We start from the raw sequence: 17,951 nt of genomic DNA on the forward strand, positions 1-17,951 counted from the left end.
TCGCATGTCCGTCAATCTCTCGGACAGCGAGTGGAAGCTGATGAACCGGCTGTGGCAGTCCGCGCCCCGGACCATCACGGAGCTGACCGCGGCGGTGAAGGACGAGACCGGCTGGAGCAAGAATACCGTCATCACCATGCTGGGCCGGCTGGAGGCCAAGGGAGCCGTCCGCCACCAGGAGGGCGGCCGGGCCCGGCAGTATTTTCCCGCCGTGGACCGCGGCGCCGCCGCCCGGGCGGAGACGGAGAGCTTCCTCTCCAAGGTCTACGGCGGATCCCTGGGACTGATGGTGTCCAACCTGGTGGAGACGAGGGCCCTGACTGCGGCGGACATCGCGGAGCTGGCCGCCATTTTGGAGCGTGCGGGAGGTGACGGAAGATGAAGGAGATTTTGCTGGCCTCCTCTGCGCTGATCCTGGCGCTGCTGGTGCTGCGGCTGCTCTTCCGGAACCGGATCTCCCGCCGGGTCCAGTACGCCCTGTGGCTGCTGGTGCTGGCGCGGCTGTTGATCCCCGCCAGCCTGCCGGAGGCGGAGTTCTCCCTGCTGGCCGCGGCGGAGCCGGTGGTGCAGCAGTTGGAGGTGGAGCGCGCGCTTTATCTCTCCCCTGTTCGGGAGACCGTGATCGGGCCCGAGGGGGGCGAGATCCTGAACAGCACCCCCGCGCCCAACGCCCCTCTGGCTGTCGGTCAGTCCTCCCCGGACAACACCCATGTGTTCACAGACGGCAGCGACGTCATCCACGAGGTGGAATACGCGCGGCAGGTGGACCTTGCCGACTTGCTGCGCTGGGTGTGGTACGGCGGCATGGCGGTCATGGCGGTTTGGCTGTTGGCTGTCAACCTGCGCTTCAGCCGCAAACTTCGTAAAGCAAGAACGCCTTACAGTGTTGAGGGCTGTAAATACCCCGTGTACCTGGTGGAGACGGGCCTGGCTTCCCCTTGCCTGTTCGGCCTGCTGCGGCCGGCCATCTATCTCACCCCCGCCGCGGCCGCGCCGGAGCGGCTGCGCCACGTGATCGCCCACGAGAGCGCCCACGCCCGGCATCTGGACCCCCTGTGGGCCCTTCTGCGGGGAGTGTGCCTGAGCGTGTACTGGTTCGACCCGCTGGTGTGGCTGGCGGCGGCGGTCTCCAAGACCGACGGGGAGCTGGCCTGCGACGAGGCGGCCCTGGCGGCTCTGGGCCCCGGGGAGCGGGTGTCCTACGGTCAGACCCTGCTGGCATTGATCCCGGTGCGCCGGGGGCCCGGCGCACCGCTGCTCTCCGCCACCACCATGACGGCGGGAAAGCGGCAGCTGCGGGACCGGGTGGCCCGGATCGCGGAGGACCGCCAGACCCGCTCGGCGGCCGTGCTGGCTGTGCTGGCCCTGGCGGCGGGCATCTGCGCCGTGACCTTCACCGGCGCCGACAGCAGCGCGGGGTTCCGGTCCCTGACCAGCCAGGAGCTGGACTGGTTTAACCAGGAGTGGTTCAATCAGGACGAGGCCCTTTGCCTTCCCAATCAATTCCTCACTTCCCTGTACGACGCCCCGGAGGAGATCGACCTCTACCAGCTGTTCTACAACGGCACCGGCGAGACCGAGGGTGTGGACGAGGCGGAGCGGCAGATGGCGGCGGAGGCCGCCGGCGGTGATCTCGGCACGGACCTCATCAAGGTCTCCGCAGACGGGGCCGACGCGGTGCTGGAGCAGTACGCCGGGCTGACCCTCTCCCGGACCCGGGAGGTGGGGCTGGACCAGTTTGCCTATCTGGAGAGCACCGACGCCTACTACGATTTTCACGGCGACACCAACGCCCTGACGGTGACCTTCTCCGCCGGAGAGCGGCGGGGCGACACCGTCCGCCTCTACTACGACGCCTACGGGTCCTTCCTGGGCGATCAGCTGGTGGACAGCTGGGCCTGCGTCACCCTGGAGGAGCAGGCCGACGGCAGCTATCACTTCGTCTCCCACCGGCTGTGCGATATGCCCGCCATCCCCACGGCCTACCCGGCCTGGGACCCGGCGCTGACACTGCCGGTGTCGGACCTCACGGCCTATGAGCCCCAGGCGGCCGCAGTGAGCGTACGCACCGGGGACCTGGACGAGGGGCTGGACTTCTACCTGTGGGACCAGGTGACGGTGGAGATCTACCGCGCCACCGACGGCAGCGTCCTCGCTTCCTATGCCCCCGTCTCCTCCCTGCTGGACGCGGTGTACGACGGGGAAAAGCGCTGCTTCTTCACCTTCCCGGGTGAGGAGGGCATCACCCTGGGCGGTTTCCGGGACGTGCTGGGCTACGACGGCGTGGTGATCTCCTACCCCGACCAGCTGCCGGGGAGCAGCGAGGCCGTCACCGTCAGCGATTACTATATCTTTGACGACGGCCTCTTCTCCGGCGGTGGGCCCGCTCTGCTGGCGCGGGTCTACGGCACCGCCTCCTACATCGATCTGGACGGCGACGGCCAGATGGAGCTGTGCGCCTCCTCCGGCTCCACGGCCCAGGTGTTCTTCCGCCGCGGCGGCAGGCTGTATCAGGCGGATCTGACGGCCCTGCTGGGCGAGGCCTGGCCCGAGGCGGAGCAGCTGGCCTTTGACAGCTGGGATGCCGCCGGGCGGTTCCTGCCCCTTTGGGCCGACGTACCCATTCCCGGCGCGGACAGCCGCAGCGGCACTGCCTTCCGCTGGCTGTTCTTTGACGGGGACCGCTTCCTGGTCTACCGGGACGAGCGGACCTATACGGACCATGTGGCCGAGGACGTGGACATTCCGGCGGAGGTGCTGGAGCGGTGCAAAATCTATGTCAGGGGCCTCTACGAGACGCCGGAGGAGGGCTTTTTGCTGGTGGACGGCGAGTTCGAACCCGCGCCGGTGGTGTACGACGACTGGCGCATCCTGTCCGTGGACGGCCCTTACTATGAGGAGACGGCGGGGCTGCTGGTGGAGATCTGGCGGCTGAACTGCCAGCTCCACACCACCACGCCGGACGCGGTGGTGCTGGCGGGCAGCCGCTACATGACCGAGGACGGCTGGGTCAGCGCCGGGTATCCCGACAGCGACTACTTCTACTTCGGGGTGGAGGAGCACGGCGGATTGACCTATCTGTTCCACGAGTCCCGGCCGGTGGGGACCCCCGGCACGGAGCTGTTCCGCTCCGACCTCATCAACACCCTCTCGGATCTGGGCATTTTGTCCCTGGCGTATCTGCCGGGTCAGACCCTGCTGGAGATGCTGGAGGTCCAGCGCGCCGCCTTCCTGGAGCGGCTGGGCCAGCATGCCGTGTGGGAACAGGCTCAGGCCATCGCCGCCCTGGCACAGGCCGCCGCGTCGGCCCGGGAACAGTTTGAGACCTGCGCCTCGGAGATGGAGGCGGAGACGCTGTCGGCACAGGCGCAAAGAGCGTGGGCGGCTCTCTGCACTGCTGTGGACAGCTGGATGGCGTCCGGCGGCAGTATCCTGACCAACTCCCGGCTGGGCCTCTCCCTTCAGGCGCCCGCCGGCTGGGAGGAGCTGGCGGAGGTCTACTCCGGCGGTTCCTCCGATACGCCGGTCCAGGTGTTCTCCCTCTATGAGCGGACGGCCCACGGGCAGAGCCCGGGCATGGGGCTGGTGTGGAACCTGTCGGCCTTTACCCGGGAGTCCTTTGAATACAACTGGCCCGGTGCCGACGGCTCCGGGGTCCTGGGGGCCTCCAGCTATCTCATCGGTTCCGACGAGGCGTATCTGTACCTGCTCTCCACCCCCACGGACGTGCAGTTCCTGGAGGAGGATCTGAACAGCTGCGTGTCCTACGCCACGCTGAAAGCCCAGTCCCAGCAGGTGCTGGAGGACTTCCTGGTCCGCAATGACATCGCCCCCAATCCCCTCTGCCCTGACGCCGACGGCTGCTACCGCTACACCGGCGCCCTGATCGTCACCCCGGAGAAGCCCGTGGAGGAGGCGGATCCCGCCGCTCCCGCGGAGGAGCTGACGGACGGCGCCATCCGCGCGGCGCTGCTGGCGGACTACGCCCGGGTCAATCCGGCCCAGGAGACGGAGGACTCTCTGGTCTACCAGACCGAGGCCCACCGGGTCCTGGCCCGGGAGGAGAGCAGCGAGACCTGCACCGTGTATCTCACGGCCTGGCGCGCCACCTTTACCTTGACCGACGGCCGGTATGACATGTCCGGCGGCGACCGCATCCCCACCGCCCTGACCTTCACCTGGGACGGTGGGGCCTGGCGGCTGACGGAGTACTGGACCCCCGGCGACGGGGCGTCCTATGGCCGGGACCTGCGGGAGAAGTTCCCCCCGGAGGCCGCCGAGCAGGAGCTGGACGCCGACACCGTGACGGCCATCGCGGACGAGCTGATGGAGCAGTGCCGGCAAGACGCCGTGAAGCATTTCACCGCCCTCACCGGCTCCGTGCCCGCCGCGGCCTTCCAGCCCTCGGACGTGGAGTTTTCCGGGCAGGCCCTGGAGACCTATGCCGACGAGATGACCTACGACGAGCGGCTGGCCTGGGCGGCGGACACCGGGATCCCCCAGGGCACGGCCTTCGTCTCCACCGGGCGGTATCTGGAGGGCCAGAACTGCCTGGCCGCCCTGGGCCAGTGGGTGGGCACGCCCCACGTGGACCAGTACAGCCTGTGCCTGCGCTTTCCCGACGGGACCATGGCGGATCTGCCCCTGCCCCGGTCCAACGAGGTGAACATTGCCAAGCCGGACACCATGGAGTTCACCGGCGGGACCTTCGTCTACACCGTCACCTTCTCCGACCTGGCGGTGACCAACGAGGGCCAGACCCTGCTCCACCTGGCGGGCACCTACTGCTATGAGGTGGACCTGGCCGCCCGGACCGTCTCCCTGACGGTGCTGGAGAGCTGAACATTTGAAAGGGACTTCCCTTTTCCTCCTGTTTCGGGTATACTGTCAGACATACCCGAAACAGGAGGTTTTTTTATGGAACAGCTGTTGCTGCTGGCCGCCGTGATCTGCTTCGGCGCGGCCGTTTTGAAATTTGCCGGAAACCGCTTCCGCACCGCCGAGCACCGGGACGCCGCCCCGGCGAAAAACCGGGAGCCCTGGCGCACCGTCCCCATCCAGGAGGCCGCTCCCCTGCTGGCGGCGGAAAACGCCGTGATCCTGGACGTGCGGACCCAGGAGGAGTTCGACCAGGGCCATCTGGCCGGGGCCGTGTGCCTGCCGGTGGAGACCCTGACGGACGGGGACCTGACCGTCCTGCTGCCGGACAAGCACGCGCCGCTGGTGGTCTACTGCCGCACCGGCCACCGCAGCGCCGAGGCAGCCCAGATCCTCTCGGAGCTGGGCTACGAGGACATCACGGACCTTGCCGGCGGCATCCTGGCCTGGGACGGGGAGACCGTCACCGACTGAGGACGCCCCAACGGACAGGCTTTGTCCGCGCCGCACACACAGCAAACGCCGCCCGCGCCAAAAGCGCGAGCGGCGTTGTCATTGCGGTCACTGGCCCAGCAGGACCAGATTCCGGTCGGTGATGAAGTTGGGGACGCTGTACACCACCGCCACGGCGTCGATGCCGTTGTCGGCGGCGTACGCCGAGGCCGGGGCCCGGTAGTACCGGGCGTCCAGCAGGTGGACCTCCTCGAACCGCTGGACCAGGAAGGGCGCCAGGGCGTCGGAGTAGGAGTCCCGGATCAGCAGGAGCTTCCCCTGCCCTGCCGCCGCCTCGTTGCGGATGACGCACAGGGGCTGGTTGCCCCCCAGAAAGGCGGAGTACTTGTCCTTCTGCTCCAGGTAGCTGCGGTCGTAGAGGACGCCGGGCTCCGGCGCGCCGGTGCGCCAGGAGGTGATCTCCAGACCCGCGTCCTCCACCCAGAACTCCATGGTGTCCGGCGTCAGCCAGTGGACGCCGGAGGTGGAGTAAAGGGTGCCGTTGAAGTCCTCCGTCACGGTCTCCGGGGCGAAGTCCCCTTGGGAGAGGGGCTCCTTCCCCATCGCCTCCAAAAGGGCGTTGGCGCCGTAGAAGGCCCCCAGGGTGGTCCAGTGGTGGTCGGTGCGGTAGAAAACGGGCTCACCGGCGTGGGTCTCCAGAGCGCCCAGGAAGTCCACCATGGGAAGGCCCAGCTCCGCCGCCCGGTCCAGGTACGCCGCCTGGTCGAAGTTCTCAGCGCCCTCCGGCAGTAAATCGGACCAGACTTCCGCCGCAGAGGGGATGAGGCCCAGGTACACCGGGGCCTCGGTCTTGTCCGCCAGCTGGGCCACATACCCCAGGTTCTTCTCGTCCAGGCCGTCGGAGGGGGCCTCCACCTTGGAGATCAGGGTGTCGCCGCAGAGGTAGACGCCGTTGAACAGGTGCTTTCCGATCAGCTGCTCCGCCCGGGCCTTCAGGCCTGTCCACTCGTCCCGCAGGGGGAACTGGTCGGCGAAGTACGCCTCCACGGCGGCGGTGTAGCTGCCGTCCTTCAGCGCCGCCCAGGAAAACTCCGGCTTTTGGGCCAGGGTCCGGTTCTCCACCTCGGAGCGGTCCCGGTCCGGCAGCAGCACGTGCCACACCAGAAGCCCCCCCAGAAAGAGGCAGAACAGCGCCGTGACGGCGCGGCTGTATGCTTTTGTCATGGTCTCTGCCTCCTCTTTAGAACCGGAAATACAGGAAGGGATTGTAGCTGCCGTCCACCAGATACGCGGTGGAGAGCACCAGGGCCGCCAGCATCAATACCGGCGTCAGCACCCGGTCGGCCTTTTCCGGCAGCCTGGCCCACAGGCGCCCGCCCAGGGGCGTGGACGCCAGGGCCAGGACGAACAAGGTCAGGCCGTAGCTCCGCAGGCGGAAGCCGTCGGCGGCGCTCCAGAGGTCCCCGGCGCCGAAGCAGGCGGCAAGGTATCCGCCGCAGACGCTCAGGTCCTCCATGGCGAAGAGGCCCCAGCCCACCAGCACCACCAGCAGCGTGTAGAGATGCCGCACCGCCGCCGGGGTCCGCTCCAGCAGGGAGCGGAACACGTATTTCTCCAAAATCAGCCAGGCGGCAAAGTACAGGCCCCACAGCACGAAGTTCCAGCTGGCCCCGTGCCAGAAGCCGGTGCAAAGCCACACGATCAGGATGTTCCGCAGCGTCCTGGCCGTGCCGCACCGGTTGCCCCCCAGGGGGATATACAGATACTCCCGGAACCAGGTGGTCAGGGACATGTGCCACCGCCGCCAGAACTCCGTCACGGAGGCAGCGCAGTAGGGGTGGTCGAAGTTCTCGCAGAAGGTGAAGCCGAACATCCGCCCCAGGCCGATGGCCATGTCGGAGTAGCCGGAGAAGTCGAAGTAGATCTGAAAGCCGAAGGCCACGAGGCCCAGCCAGCCCGCCGCCGCGGTCAGCGTCCCGGCCCCCTGGGCCGCCAGGCACTCGTCCCAGAGCTTGCCCACGGCGTTGGCCAGCAGCACCTTCTTGGCAAGGCCCACGCAAAAGCGCCTGGCCCCCAGGGCGAACTGCTCCGAGGCGTGGGTCCTGCGGTTGAGCTCCGCCGCCACGGTCTTGTAGCGGACGATGGGGCCTGCGATCAGCTGGGGGAACATGGTGACGAAGGCACCGAAATCCACCATGTTCCGCTGCACCGGGGCGTCGCGGCGGTAGACGTCGATGGTGTAGCTCATGGTCTGGAAGGTGTAAAAGGAGATGCCGATGGGCAGCGGGATGCCGAGAAGCGGGACCGTCAGCCCCGCCAAGGTGACGCTCTGGGGGATCTGGATGCCGGTGAGCAGGTACAGGTTCTCCGCCAGGAAGGTCCCGTACTTGAAAAAGCCCAGCAGCAACAGGTTGAAGATCACCGACTGGGCCACGAACCACCGGGCTTTTTTGTCGTTGTGGCGGTACTTCTCCACCAGCAGGCCGTGGGAGTAGTCGATGAGGATGGAGAGGACCATGATGGTGATGTACACCGGCTCTCCCCAGCCGTAGAAGATCAGGCTGACCACCAGCAGCACCAGGTTGCGCCACCGCAGCGGCGCCGCGAAGTACACCAGCAGCGTCAGCGGCAGGTAGGCGAATAAAAAGGTCAGACTGCTGAAAACCATTCCGGTCCTCCTTCCGCTCCGTCACAGGGGCCGCGGCGCAGGCCGCGGCCCCCGGCGGAGTCGTGTCGTTGTGATGGGATCAGGCGAACTGCTCGTTGAAGGAGGTCTCCAGGTCCTCCTGGTGCTCGGAGGAGGCGATCAGGGCCACATAGGTGCCCTGCTGAAGCACGGTGGCCCGGCCCCAGGCCTCCAGGGACTCGGGGTAGAAGGCGCCGCCCTCGGCCTGGGCGTCAGATCGCTCCTGGAGGATGGCGGCGGCCTTGGCGGCGTCGGCCTCGGTCTCGCACTGGACCAGCACGATCTCATTGACCACGGTGCTGATCATGGGCGCCTTGGCCACCAGCTGCTTTGTGGCCAGCTCGGACAGGCCGGGATAGAAGCCCTCCAGGGAATCCCCCTCCACGTTCATCAGCAGCAGAGTGTTCTCCCCGCCGCTCTGGGCGTCCTCAGTCCAATTGTACGTCTCGGCCCAGCCATTGTAAAGGGCCTCCAGGTCCACGTCGGTGCCGGCGGCGCCGGACTCGTCGGTCTTGCTGCCGCAGGCGGCCAGCAGGCCCACCGTCATGGACAGGGACAGCAGGAACAGGGTCATTCTTTTCATCATCTTGATCTCCTTCCGCGCCGTCAGGCGCTCTTGTTGTTTTCCGGATATGCAGACGCAGGGGCGCCCTAAAAGGTTCCCCTCTTCCCAACAGTATTTCCAAAATTTTTTCTTTTAACGGTTTTTCAGCCGCCTCCGCTCTTGCTTTTGCCTCCGCCCGGCGGTACGATAGACGAGGCGGCCCGCCGGGCCGCCCACACACGCGGGGCCTCCGCCCCGGAGAGCGAGGAACGAAACATGCACAGCTTTCGCAACGATTACAGCGAGGGGGCCCATCCCGCCATCCTGGAAGCCCTGACCGAAACCAACCTGACCCAGACCGTGGGCTACGGTCTGGACCCCCACTGCGCCGCTGCGGCGGACACCATCCGCCGCCTCACCGCCGCGCCGGAGGCCGACGTCCACTTCCTGGTGGGCGGCACCCAGGTGAACCTCATCACCATCGCCGCGCATCTTGCGCCCTACGAGGCGGTGATCGCCGCCCACACCGGCCACGTCAACGTCCACGAGACCGGCGCCATCGAGGCCACCGGCCACAAGGTCTGCACCGCCTACGCCCCCGACGGCAAGCTGACGCCGGAACTGGTGGAGTCCGTTCTGGCGCAGCACAACGGCACGGAGCACATGGTCGCGCCCAAGCTGGTCTACATCTCCGACACCACGGAGATCGGCACCATCTACACCAGGGCGGAGCTGGCGGCCCTGCGCCGCTGCTGCGACGACCACGGCCTCTTCCTCTATCTGGACGGCGCCCGGCTGGGCTCGGCGCTGACGGCGGAGGGCAATGACCTGACGCTGCCGGATCTGGCGGCCCTGACCGACGCCTTCACCATCGGCGGCACCAAGAACGGCGCCCTCTTCGGCGAGGCCCTGATCCTCGCCCGGCCCCACGACCACTTCCGCTGGCACATGAAGCAGCGGGGCGCGGTCCTGGCTAAGGGGCGGCTGCTGGGCATCCAGTTCGAGGCGCTGCTCAAAGACGGCCTCTACTTCGACCTGGGCCGGCATGCCAACGCCCTGGCCGTCCGCCTGCGGGACGGCATGGCGGCTCTGGGGGTTCCCTTCCCGGTGCCCTCCCCCTCCAACCAGCAGTTCCCGGTGCTGCCCAACGGCGCCGTGGCGGCCCTGGAGGCCAAAGGCTACGGATTCGAGGTGGACCACGCCGTGGATGAGGAGCACACCTGCGTCCGCTTCGTCACCAGCTGGGCCACGCCCCCGGAGGCGGTGGAGCAGCTGCTGGCGGACCTGGGCGAGATCCTGAGCGAGAACTGACCGGTCCTCTGCCGGACCGGCTTCCCGGAGGAGCGGCTTTTTTCCGCTCCTCCGGGATTTTTTCGTGGGTTTTCCCCCTGTCCCGTTGTATGGTATCATAGAAGCGATTTTACGGAGAGGAGGGCTGCCCATGGACGACCGCGCGCTGCTGGACCTGCTGGACCGGGACCCGAATGCCGCCATGGAGGCCCTGCTTGTCCGCTACGGTCCCCTGCTGCGGTACGTGGTGGGCGGCGTCCTCCGGGATCCCCAGGACGCCGAGGACTGCTGTTCCGCCGTGACGGAGCTCCTCTGGCGGCGCCTGGGAGACTACGACCCGGCCCGGGGCAGCCTCACCGCCTGGCTCACCGCCCTGGCCCGGAACACCGCGCTGAACCACCTGAAGGCCAAGCTCCGCCGCCAGCGGCATCTGGCGGAGCCGGAGGCGGAGACGGTCCACGGCGACACCCCCGAGGACGCATTGCTCCGCCAAGAGCAGGCGGAGCGGCTGCAGGGGGCCATCGCCCGCCTCAGCGAGACAGACCGGAAACTCTTCTACCGCCGCTACTACTATTTGCAGCCCGTAGCCCAGATCGCTGCGGAGATGGGTATGACGGAGCGCGCCGCAGAGGGCAGGCTCTACCGCCTGCGACTGCGTCTGCGCCGGGAGTTGGGAGGTGACGCGCCGTGACCGACCGCTGGGACGACTTCGACTGTGCCCTGGCTACCTCCCTGTCGGCGCTGCCGCCGCCGGAGGAGACCGTCCGGGCCGTGACCCCCTTCCGCGCCGCCATGGGCAGGGTGGTGTGGGGCCTGTGCCTGACTTCCGTTACGCTGAATTTCTGGTATCTTTCCTACCTGCTGCCGGCTCTGGGCACCATGTTGCTGGTCCTGGGCTTGCGCAGCCTGCGCCGCAACAACATCTGGTTCCGATTCTGCTGGTTTATCAGCATCTATCAAGTGATTTACCTTTACGGCAATACTGCCCTGGCAGCTACGCCCTTCAGCCTGGATCCGGACTGGCTCCCCCTGTGGCTCCGAGGTCTGGCGTTCCTGGCTAAGGCGGCGGTGCTGTTCCTGTGTCTCTGGCGTGGTCTGGTCCGGGCCGCCGACGAGGTGGGGCAGCCCCGGCGGGCGGCCGCTCCGGCCCTGTGGGCCCTTGGATGGTATGCGGTGGTGGCTCTGCTGGGCGTCCTATGGCCCCAGCCCGGCTGGGCAGTGGGTCTGGCCATGCTTGCCGCCTTTGTCTGCATCGTCCATTCCCTGCTGCGGCTCTCCGCCGCCCTGGACGGCTGGGGCTACGCCGTCCGGGCCGCGCCGGTGAAGATCGGCGGCGGAAAGCTGGCGGCGGCGTACCTGCTGTCCCTGGCGGTCCTGACGGCGGTCCTCAGCCTGGCCTCCAATCACCTGCCGGTGGAGGCACGCCCGGTCGAACAAACTTTCGAATCCGCTGAGACCGCCGCCATCCGGGCCGATCTCACTGCCCTGGGCTTCCCGGAGGAGTGGCTGGATCTGCTGCCGGAGAATGAGATCGCCAAGCTCTCCGGCGCGTCAGGCTGCTATGTGAACCCGGACGCCTGGGGGGATTCCACCGACAACGGCGTCCGCTATACGGACATTCAGGTGCAGACGGGCTGGCGCACCTTCCGCTGCTACCACTTTTTCACGGTGGATACCCCGCGGTCTGTGCTTCAGAACCAAATCTCCCTGTCTCACAGCAGCTACGCCCACGTTTCAGATGCGGCGGGACAGATCCTCTGGGAGAAAGACGGAACTGCCTTTGCGGCGGAGCTTCCTCTGGAAAAGAGTGTCCGCACGTCTTTCTTCGGGGATAAAGAGATCGATACGGCGCTGTTCAGCTACCCTCTTTTCACCACGGAACGCCAGGGCTGGTACGTCTATTCCGCTGTCTTCCCCGGCGATTGGATCTATGGCGTCACCATCCTCTTCTACCAGACCCAGGCGCTGCGGAACCTGTACCCCTACGCGCCGCTGCCGGAGCAGCCCATCGTGGGTATCCTGAACGATCTGGAGAGCCAGAGCTACAGCACCTATCCCCTGGAGCCACAGTACGCGGAAGATCTGGAAACGTAACCGAAGGCCGCCGCCCACACAGGGCGGCGGCTGTTTTTTCTACAATCGAATTTTTGTTCGATTTCTCCTTGACAAGAACGTCTGTTCGAGTTATACTGATGCTCGAACAAGAGTTCTACTAAAAGGAGGAGTCATCCATGACCGGTTGGACGTTGTTTTTCATTCTGGTGGGCGTGACCTATCTGACTGCCCAGCTCTTCCGCGTCATCGACGCCATCGAGCGCCCTGCCCGGCACTCTCACCGCCGGGCCGCCGTCCGGTGACATGGATGTCCTGGACAAGCTGGAGATCCTGACGGACGCCGCCAAGTACGACGCCGCCTGCACCTCCAGCGGCGGGGACCGGGGCTCCCGGAAGGGCTATATCGGCAATACCTCCGCCTCCGTGGCGGGCTGCTGCCACTCCTTCTCCGCCGACGGGCGGTGCGTGAGCCTTTTGAAGGTCCTGATGACCAACTGCTGTGTGTATGACTGCAAGTACTGCGTCAACCGCCGCAGCAACGATACCCGCCGGGCCGCCTTCACCCCGGAGGAGCTGGCAGACCTGACCATCCAGTTCTACCGCCGGAACTACATCGAGGGGCTCTTCCTCTCCTCCGGTGTGCTGCGCAGCCCCGACTACACCACGGAGCTGATGATCCGCTGCCTGCATCTGCTGCGGGAAACATACCGCTTCAACGGCTACATCCACGCCAAGGCCATCCCCGGCACATCGCCGGAGCTGGTGGAGCAGCTGGGGTTCCTGGCGGACCGGCTCAGCGTGAACATCGAACTGCCCTCGGAGGCGGGCCTCCGGGCCCTGGCTCCGGACAAGACCAAGCAGGCCATCCTGGCCCCCATGGACCAGATCCGGACCCGGGGCCAGCAGAGCCGGGAGGAGCTGGTGAAATACCGCCACGCCCCCCGCTTCGCCCCGGCGGGCCAGAGCACCCAGCTGATCGTGGGCGCCACGGCGGACTCCGACCTCCACATCCTGCGGCTGACCCAGGGGCTGTACGACCGGTACCGGCTCAAACGGGTGTTCTACTCCGCCTACGTGCCGGTGGTGGAGCACACCCTCCTCCCCTCCAGGGACACCAAGCCGCCCCTGCTGCGGGAGCACCGGCTCTACCAGGCCGACTGGCTGCTGCGGTTTTACGGCTTCCGGGCGGAGGAGCTGCTGGACGACGCCCACCCGGATTTCAACCCCCTGGTGGACCCCAAGTGCTCCTGGGCCCTGAGCCATCTGGACTTCTTCCCGGTGGAGGTCAACACCGCCGACTATGAGACGCTGCTGCGGATCCCCGGCGTTGGCGTGGTCTCCGCCAAGCGGATCCTGGCCTCCCGGCGGGTCCGGCGGCTGCGGGTGGAGGACCTGAAACGGCTGGGCGTGGTGATGAAGCGGGCTCAGTACTTCCTCACCGCCTCCGGCAAAATGGCTGAGGGCCTGCGCTTCACGCCGGACAGTCTGCTGCGGGGACTCATCGCCGCGGAGCGGTCCTCCCTGCCCCAGCCGGAGATGGAACAGCTGTCCCTGTTCGCCTGAGAGAGGTTCCCCATGACCGAGATGATCTATGAATACGACGGCAGCTTCGAGGGCTTCCTCTGCTGCGTCTTTGAGAGCTATGCGCAAAAGGAGGTCCTCACCGCCATCGTCGGCGGTGAGGACCCTGCCATCACGCTCTTTCCCGTGCGGACCGTGGAGACGGATCCGGCCCACGCCGCCCGGGTGCTGCGGCGGATCGCCAAGTGCTCCCCTGAGGCCCTGGACCTGCTGCGGCGGGGCTTTCTCACCTGCCTTCCGGACCGGGAGATGCACCTCTACCGCATGGTGCGGCGGCTGCTGGAGGAGGGCCCCGGCTTTCTGCGGGACCTGGCGGACCCGGAGCTGCTTCCTCTGCGGCAGGCGGTGCGGCATCTTGCCAGCGAGGCCCACCTTTTAAAGGGCTTCGTCCGCTTCTCCGAGCTGGGCGGCGTCCTGGGCGGGGAGATCGCGCCGAAAAACAGGGTGCTGCCCCTGCTGCGCGGCCACTTCTGCGCCCGCTACCGGGAGGAGAAGTTCTTCCTCTACGACCGCACCCACCACGAGGTGCTGCTCTACGCCGCCGGCCGGGCGGAGATCCGGCCCCTGGCCCACTTCCGGATGGCGCCGCCGGAGGAGGCGGAGGCCCGGTACCGTCTCCTCTGGAAGCGGTTTTACGACACCGTGGCTATCCGGGAGCGGTACAATCCCCGCTGCCGCCGGACCCAGATGCCCCAGCGCTACTGGGGCACCATGACGGAGTTCCAGGGCCCGGAGCACTTCACGGCCCGAAGCTCTCCCGCAGCCGTTTCAGCCCCCGGCGCTCCAGCCGGGATACCTGCACCTGGGACACCCCCAGGATCCGGGCCGTCTGGTCCTGGGTCAGCCCCTTGAAATACCGCAGCAGAATGGTCATCCGCTCCCGCTCCGGCAGGTGGTCGATGGCCTCCCGCAATGCGATCCGCTCCACCAGGCTCTCCTCCGGGGCCTCGGTACCCAGGGTCCCCTCCAGGGTCAGCCCGTCGGCGGTCTCCCGCTGGAGGGAGTCCGGCGCGTCCGTGGCCAGATCCACCTGGGCGATCTCCTCCGCCGTCCAGCCTGTGGCCTCCGACAGCTCGCTGAGGACCGGTTCCCGGCCCAGCTGCTGCCGCAGCCGCTGGCGGACAGTGTAAAGCGTCTGCGCTTGCTCCCGCAGGCTCCGCCCCACTTTGATGGCGCCGTCATCCCGGAGAAAGCGCCGGATCTCCCCGGCGATCTTGGGCACGGCGTAGGTGGAGAAGCAGGTGCCATAGTCGAAGTCGAAGCCCTGGACCGCCTTTAAAAATCCCAGGCACCCCAGCTGGTACAGGTCCTCCGGGTCCACGCCCCGGCCGTAGTACCGGCGCACCACGCTCCAGATCAGGCCGTTGTTCTCGATGACCGCCTGCTCGCAGGCGTCCCGGTCTCCCTCCTGGGCCGCCCGCAGCAGCTCCAGTGCGGCGCTCATCGCACCGCTTTCATCCGGGGCGCCAGATGCTTGCGCATGACCACCGTGGTGCCCCGGCCCGGCACGGACCGGACCGTCAGGCGGTCCATGAAGCTCTCCATGATGGTGAAGCCCATACCGCTGCGCTCCTCGCCGCCGGTGGTGAACATGGGCTGGCGGGCCTTCTCCACGTCGGGGATGCCCCGGCCGTGGTCCCGGACCGTGATCTCCAGCACGTTGTCCGGGCAGATCCGCAGCTTCACCTGCACCTGGCCGATGGCCTCCGGATAGGCGTGGACGATGGCGTTGGTCACCGCCTCGCTGACGGCGGTCTTGATGTCCTCCAGCTCGTTGAGGGTGGGGTCCATCTGGGCGGCGAAGCAGGCGGCCGCCGCCCGGGCGAAGCCCTCGTTGGCGCTGCGGCTGGGAAATTGCAGCGTCACTTCGTTGTTGGCTTTGATCTTCATGGTATGTATCCCTCCTGTTTCATCGAATGGTCACCAGCCGGCCGATGCCGGCGGCGTCCAGGACCCGGCGGGCCTGGGACGGCACGTTGCACACCAGCAGGCTGCCGTCCAGCAGCTGCATCCGCTGCTGGGCCCGCAGGATCAGCGCGATGCCGGAGCTGTCCATAAAGGTGACGCCGGCCATGTCCAGCACCAGCTGCCGCGGCAGGGCCGCGTCCACCGCCAGCTCCAGCTGCCGGATGGCGTCCCTGGCGCCGTGGTGGTCCACCTCGCCGCTCAGCTCCAGCAAGAGCTTGCGGTCCACGCTTTTGGCGTTCAGTTCCATGAGTTCCTCCAATCCGCCGCCAGACGCGGCAAAGGCTGAAATTGCCCCTCGGGGCGCGGTTTTCCCCTCCATTATAGGGACTTGTCCCCCGCTTTTTTGTCGGATTTCTTCCGCTGTCCGCCATTTTTTGAAAATCTTCACTGCCGCCTTGCCTCCCCCGCCCGGACGGTGTTATGATGGAGCCATCCCAGATGAAATGACAGCGGTAAAGGAGCGGTATTTTTATGAAGGTCCTTTTGATCAACGGCAGTCCCCACCCCCGGGGCTGCACGGATGCGGCGCTGCGGACGGTGGCCGGCGCTCTGGAGGAGCGGGGGCTGGAGGCGGAGATCCTCCACCTTGGCGCGGGGCCGGTGCGGGACTGCGCCGCCTGCGGCGCCTGCAAGAAGGCGCCGGGCCGGTGCGCCTTTGACGGGGACATCGTCAACATCCTGATCGAAAAAGCCCGGGAGGCGGACGGCTTCGTGTTCGGCTCCCCGGTCTACTACGCCCACCCCACGGGGCTGATCCTCTCCGTACTGGACCGGGCCTTCTACGCCGGCAAGGACGCCTTCGCTCACAAGCCCGCGGCGGCAGTGGCCTCCGCCCGGCGGGCCGGCACCTGCGCCACCCTGGACGTGCTGCAAAAATATTTCACCATCTCTCAGATGCCGGTGGTGGCCTCCACCTACTGGACCATGGTCCACGGCATGCAGGCGGAGGAGGTGGCCCGGGATGAGGAGGGCCTCCAGACCCTGCGGAACCTGGCGGCCAACATGGCCTGGCTGCTGCGCTGCATCGAGGCGGGACGGGCAGCCGGTGTCTGTCCGCCCCGGCCGGAACTGGGCGCCCGGACCAACTTCATCCGCTGAGCGGCCGGAAAACGGCAATGTCCCCGCAGGAGCGGGACTCCGTACGCCGTCCTCTCATCAGCCGCGCTGTGTGCCGCCTTCTTCCCAGGAGGCCGGCCCGTTACTCTGCGCCCAGCAGTCCCGCTGTGATGGCGGAGGCCAGGCGCAGCTGGTGCTCCGGCGTTTTCAGCTTTGCCGCCTCGGCCTTGTTGGTGAGAAAGCCGCACTCCACCAGCACGCCGGGGGCTGTGATGTGCTTCATCAGGTACACCGACGCGCCAATGGCCGCCGGGCTCTTGGCCTAAACCGAACAAACGAAAAAAACACCCCCTGTACAGGAGAACAGACCTGTACAGGGGGTGTTCGCATATCTAAAGAGAACATCTATCAAAAAACAGGGAGTGCAGTCCTGGACCGCCTGGGCGGATACTCAGCGGCCATGCGGATCAGGCGATCTCCGGCCGGCACCGGTCCCTGGGATGCGCCCGGCGCATTCCTGCGCGGCTCCGGCCACTGGGACCCGAGGCGGAGCCGCCCTGTGCGCTGCGGATGCCGTGATGCCGCGCCCCGGACGCTGCGCGGCGGAAGCCGCCGCTGCCCCAGTCCCCGCTTGTTGGGGAATGGATGTTTGGAGCGCGGTGCCGCGCCTTATGATTTCCCCCAGGGCAGGCCGTAGTGGAGCCGTAAAGTCTTGATGCTTTGCACCAGAAGGAGAATGGCGGCCAGCTGCCCCAGGAGGATCCCCCACCGGCCCGGCACCCACTCCAGGCCATAGGGCAACCCGAAGGCGCAGGTGAACGCCAGCAGGTCCGGCACCACCAGGTCCCGGAAGCGGCCGCCCTCCTTCGCGCCGTAGCGCCAGTTCAGCCGCCCCAGCCACACCGCCGCCGCCAGCTCCGCCGCCAGCAGCCACCACATGGGCACCGGCGGTTCCCCGCCCCCGGCCGCGTCCAGCCGGTACTGGTGGAACAGAGAGATCAGTGCCAGCCACAGCACCCGGGCGCAGAAGCCCTGTCCCACCGCCGCCTGCCGCTCCCTGAGGCTGCGCTCGGCGCTTTTTGCCGCCGGGGTCTGGCCCTCGCGGTCGCACTCGTCCAGCAGCAGGTAGTCCGTGGACACGCCGAAGATCCGGCTCACCGCCAGCACGTTGGCAGTGTCCGGCACCACCTCCCCCAGCTCCCAGCGGGAGACGGCCTGCCGGCTCACCCCCAGCTCCGCCGCCAGGGCCTCCTGGCTGAGGCCGCGTTCCCTGCGCAGGCGGTGCAGCTTTTCTCCGAATGTCATGGTTGCGTCCTCCCTGTGTTTGATGGGCCTATCCTACCAGATTCCTCCGGAAAACGCCACCGCATTTGGGTGGAACCGCCGCAACTGAACGTGGAATTTAGCAAAATGGGCGGTTTTCGCCGGACAAAAAACGAG

General features: G+C 67.1%; 18 protein-coding genes. 10 read left to right on the top strand and 8 right to left on the bottom strand.

Annotated elements, in window-relative coordinates:
• The first annotated feature begins 4 nt into the window (after positions 1–4).
• The 3 genes from ACVDHE_RS13340 to ACVDHE_RS13350 all read left to right on the top strand — a co-directional run bounded on the left by ACVDHE_RS13340 (position 5) and on the right by ACVDHE_RS13350 (position 5,352).
• Positions 5–382, top strand: a complete 378-nt coding sequence (locus ACVDHE_RS13340) for a BlaI/MecI/CopY family transcriptional regulator (protein WP_325227687.1) — start codon at positions 5–7, stop codon at positions 380–382.
• Positions 379–4,842 carry a M56 family metallopeptidase gene (locus tag ACVDHE_RS13345; protein WP_458884834.1) on the top strand — a complete coding sequence of 1,488 codons (4,464 nt, stop codon included), beginning with the start codon at positions 379–381 and terminating at the stop codon, positions 4,840–4,842. Before ACVDHE_RS13340 ends, ACVDHE_RS13345 begins: the two co-directional genes overlap by 4 nt.
• A gap of 75 nt (positions 4,843–4,917) precedes the next feature.
• Positions 4,918–5,352 (top strand): rhodanese-like domain-containing protein, encoded by a 435-nt coding sequence (locus ACVDHE_RS13350; protein WP_213038489.1) that lies wholly within the window; start codon positions 4,918–4,920, stop codon positions 5,350–5,352.
• Between the two features lie 87 nt (positions 5,353–5,439).
• On the opposite strand, the gene ACVDHE_RS13355 is transcribed toward ACVDHE_RS13350, so the two are convergent.
• From ACVDHE_RS13355 to ACVDHE_RS13365, 3 genes are all read right to left on the bottom strand, one after another.
• On the bottom strand, positions 5,440–6,555 hold the full coding sequence (locus ACVDHE_RS13355; protein WP_458884835.1) for a DHHW family protein: 1,116 nt from the start codon (positions 6,553–6,555) through the stop codon (positions 5,440–5,442).
• A 16-nt stretch (positions 6,556–6,571) separates the two neighbouring features.
• A complete protein-coding gene (locus ACVDHE_RS13360) occupies positions 6,572–7,999 on the bottom strand; it encodes an MBOAT family O-acyltransferase (RefSeq protein ID WP_458884836.1) in 1,428 nt (475 codons plus the stop codon).
• Positions 8,000–8,078: 79 nt separating this feature from the next.
• Positions 8,079–8,600 carry a DUF4358 domain-containing protein gene (locus ACVDHE_RS13365; RefSeq protein ID WP_458884837.1) on the bottom strand — a complete coding sequence of 174 codons (522 nt, stop codon included), beginning with the start codon at positions 8,598–8,600 and terminating at the stop codon, positions 8,079–8,081.
• A gap of 237 nt (positions 8,601–8,837) precedes the next feature.
• On the opposite strand from ACVDHE_RS13365, the gene ACVDHE_RS13370 reads away from it, so the two are divergent.
• From ACVDHE_RS13370 to ACVDHE_RS13395, 6 genes are all read left to right on the top strand, one after another.
• Entirely contained in the window at positions 8,838–9,872 is a 1,035-nt protein-coding gene (locus ACVDHE_RS13370; protein WP_458886184.1) for a threonine aldolase family protein, read from the top strand.
• Positions 9,873–10,002: 130 nt separating this feature from the next.
• A complete protein-coding gene (locus ACVDHE_RS13375; RefSeq protein ID WP_458884838.1) occupies positions 10,003–10,542 on the top strand; it encodes an RNA polymerase sigma factor in 540 nt (179 codons plus the stop codon).
• Positions 10,539–11,945: a hypothetical protein gene (locus ACVDHE_RS13380; RefSeq protein WP_458884839.1), complete on the top strand. Its 1,407-nt coding sequence runs from the start codon at positions 10,539–10,541 to the stop codon at positions 11,943–11,945. Before ACVDHE_RS13375 ends, ACVDHE_RS13380 begins: the two co-directional genes overlap by 4 nt.
• Before the next feature lie 137 nt (positions 11,946–12,082).
• Complete coding sequence (locus ACVDHE_RS13385) at positions 12,083–12,208, top strand: hypothetical protein (protein ID WP_325227666.1); 126 nt, start codon at positions 12,083–12,085, stop codon at positions 12,206–12,208.
• Position 12,209: 1 nt separating this feature from the next.
• Positions 12,210–13,469, top strand: a complete 1,260-nt coding sequence (locus ACVDHE_RS13390; protein WP_458884840.1) for a putative DNA modification/repair radical SAM protein — start codon at positions 12,210–12,212, stop codon at positions 13,467–13,469.
• A 12-nt stretch (positions 13,470–13,481) separates the two neighbouring features.
• The gene (locus ACVDHE_RS13395; protein ID WP_458884841.1) at positions 13,482–14,339 is read left to right on the top strand and encodes a TIGR03915 family putative DNA repair protein; all 858 of its coding nucleotides are present in this window, start codon (positions 13,482–13,484) and stop codon (positions 14,337–14,339) included.
• On the opposite strand, the gene ACVDHE_RS13400 is transcribed toward ACVDHE_RS13395, so the two are convergent.
• The 3 genes from ACVDHE_RS13400 to ACVDHE_RS13410 are packed head-to-tail and all read right to left on the bottom strand — an operon-like array spanning position 14,227 to position 15,702.
• The gene (locus ACVDHE_RS13400; RefSeq protein WP_213038498.1) at positions 14,227–14,931 is read right to left on the bottom strand and encodes a sigma-70 family RNA polymerase sigma factor; all 705 of its coding nucleotides are present in this window, start codon (positions 14,929–14,931) and stop codon (positions 14,227–14,229) included. The genes ACVDHE_RS13395 and ACVDHE_RS13400 overlap by 113 nt on opposite strands.
• Complete coding sequence (gene spoIIAB / locus ACVDHE_RS13405; RefSeq protein ID WP_213038499.1) at positions 14,928–15,377, bottom strand: anti-sigma F factor; 450 nt, start codon at positions 15,375–15,377, stop codon at positions 14,928–14,930. Before spoIIAB ends, ACVDHE_RS13400 begins: the two co-directional genes overlap by 4 nt.
• 19 nt (positions 15,378–15,396) lie before the next feature.
• Positions 15,397–15,702 (bottom strand): STAS domain-containing protein, encoded by a 306-nt coding sequence (locus ACVDHE_RS13410; protein WP_325227656.1) that lies wholly within the window; start codon positions 15,700–15,702, stop codon positions 15,397–15,399.
• 224 nt (positions 15,703–15,926) lie between these two features.
• Between ACVDHE_RS13410 and ACVDHE_RS13415 the strand changes: the two genes are divergently transcribed.
• A complete protein-coding gene (locus tag ACVDHE_RS13415) occupies positions 15,927–16,553 on the top strand; it encodes a flavodoxin family protein (protein ID WP_325227654.1) in 627 nt (208 codons plus the stop codon).
• Positions 16,554–16,653: 100 nt separating this feature from the next.
• On the opposite strand, the gene ACVDHE_RS13420 is transcribed toward ACVDHE_RS13415, so the two are convergent.
• Together ACVDHE_RS13420 and ACVDHE_RS13425 are read right to left on the bottom strand one after the other, a co-directional pair.
• On the bottom strand, positions 16,654–16,803 hold the full coding sequence (locus tag ACVDHE_RS13420) for an N-acetylmuramoyl-L-alanine amidase (protein WP_458884842.1): 150 nt from the start codon (positions 16,801–16,803) through the stop codon (positions 16,654–16,656).
• 377 nt (positions 16,804–17,180) lie between these two features.
• Positions 17,181–17,816, bottom strand: coding sequence for a helix-turn-helix domain-containing protein (locus tag ACVDHE_RS13425; protein WP_458884843.1), 636 nt, complete (start codon positions 17,814–17,816; stop codon positions 17,181–17,183).
• Between the last annotated feature and the right edge of the window lie 135 nt (positions 17,817–17,951).

This window comes from Dysosmobacter sp. Phy (assembly GCF_054476235.1).

Coding starts and splice junctions, on each gene's coding strand:
- ACVDHE_RS13340 (WP_325227687.1), top strand. CDS start 5: ATGTCCGTCAATCTCTCGGACAGCGAGTGGAAGCTGATGAACCGGCTG.
- ACVDHE_RS13345 (WP_458884834.1), top strand. CDS start 379: ATGAAGGAGATTTTGCTGGCCTCCTCTGCGCTGATCCTGGCGCTGCTG.
- ACVDHE_RS13350 (WP_213038489.1), top strand. CDS start 4,918: ATGGAACAGCTGTTGCTGCTGGCCGCCGTGATCTGCTTCGGCGCGGCC.
- ACVDHE_RS13355 (WP_458884835.1), bottom strand. CDS start 6,555: ATGACAAAAGCATACAGCCGCGCCGTCACGGCGCTGTTCTGCCTCTTT.
- ACVDHE_RS13360 (WP_458884836.1), bottom strand. CDS start 7,999: ATGGTTTTCAGCAGTCTGACCTTTTTATTCGCCTACCTGCCGCTGACG.
- ACVDHE_RS13365 (WP_458884837.1), bottom strand. CDS start 8,600: ATGAAAAGAATGACCCTGTTCCTGCTGTCCCTGTCCATGACGGTGGGC.
- ACVDHE_RS13370 (WP_458886184.1), top strand. CDS start 8,838: ATGCACAGCTTTCGCAACGATTACAGCGAGGGGGCCCATCCCGCCATC.
- ACVDHE_RS13375 (WP_458884838.1), top strand. CDS start 10,003: ATGGACGACCGCGCGCTGCTGGACCTGCTGGACCGGGACCCGAATGCC.
- ACVDHE_RS13385 (WP_325227666.1), top strand. CDS start 12,083: ATGACCGGTTGGACGTTGTTTTTCATTCTGGTGGGCGTGACCTATCTG.
- ACVDHE_RS13390 (WP_458884840.1), top strand. CDS start 12,210: ATGGATGTCCTGGACAAGCTGGAGATCCTGACGGACGCCGCCAAGTAC.
- ACVDHE_RS13395 (WP_458884841.1), top strand. CDS start 13,482: ATGACCGAGATGATCTATGAATACGACGGCAGCTTCGAGGGCTTCCTC.
- ACVDHE_RS13400 (WP_213038498.1), bottom strand. CDS start 14,931: ATGAGCGCCGCACTGGAGCTGCTGCGGGCGGCCCAGGAGGGAGACCGG.
- spoIIAB (WP_213038499.1), bottom strand. CDS start 15,377: ATGAAGATCAAAGCCAACAACGAAGTGACGCTGCAATTTCCCAGCCGC.
- ACVDHE_RS13410 (WP_325227656.1), bottom strand. CDS start 15,702: ATGGAACTGAACGCCAAAAGCGTGGACCGCAAGCTCTTGCTGGAGCTG.
- ACVDHE_RS13415 (WP_325227654.1), top strand. CDS start 15,927: ATGAAGGTCCTTTTGATCAACGGCAGTCCCCACCCCCGGGGCTGCACG.
- ACVDHE_RS13425 (WP_458884843.1), bottom strand. CDS start 17,816: ATGACATTCGGAGAAAAGCTGCACCGCCTGCGCAGGGAACGCGGCCTC.